The 595-nt window shown below is 59.3% G+C and carries 1 protein-coding gene; it reads left to right on the top strand.

Annotated features, from left to right (window positions below):
* Positions 1-22: 22 nt before the first annotated feature.
* Positions 23-568: a fimbrial protein gene (locus tag AC1DN9_RS30070; protein WP_478106022.1), complete on the top strand. Its 546-nt coding sequence runs from the start codon at positions 23-25 to the stop codon at positions 566-568.
* Positions 569-595: the final 27 nt, after the last annotated feature.

The raw sequence follows: 595 nt of genomic DNA, 5'->3' as shown, positions 1-595 counted from the left end.
TCAACTTTAGTGAATATTCGAAATGAACCGCAAACTTCTCTCCGTTCTGATCTTGGCCAGCACCGCGATGGCCGCCCAGGTTGCCTCTGCTGCTGACGGCACCATCACCTTCAACGGCGAAGTCACCTCGAACACCTGCACCATCAATGGTGCCGGCAGTGGCGCCAGCGACTTTCTGGTGACGCTGCCGACCGTGTCGACTTCGGCCCTGGCTGCCGCAGGCCAATCCGCTGGCCGCAAGACCTTCGACATCGCGCTGACGAATTGCACGCCTGACTCGGGCAATGTCCACACCTACTTTGAACCCGGTGTCACGACCGACTTCCAAACCGGCAATCTGATTTTGGATGCTGGTGGCGCTAACAACGTTCAGATCCGCCTGCTGAACGGCGACGACTTCAGCCCCATCAAGGCTGGTTTCGCGGACGGCACGCAGAATTCCAAGTCGGTTGCTATCACCGCCGGATCTGCACTGCTGCCCTACGCCGCTGAATACGTGGCTGTCAATGGAGCTGCTGGCGCCGGCGCAGCCAATTCGAGCGTGATGTACACGCTCATCTACCAGTAATTTCTGGTAGCCCGGAAGCGCGCCGCC

It is taken from the genome of Variovorax sp. 05L425 (genome assembly GCF_056397705.1).
Note: the sequence above shows the minus strand (reverse complement) of the source record. Positions and strands in the feature narration are given on the sequence as shown.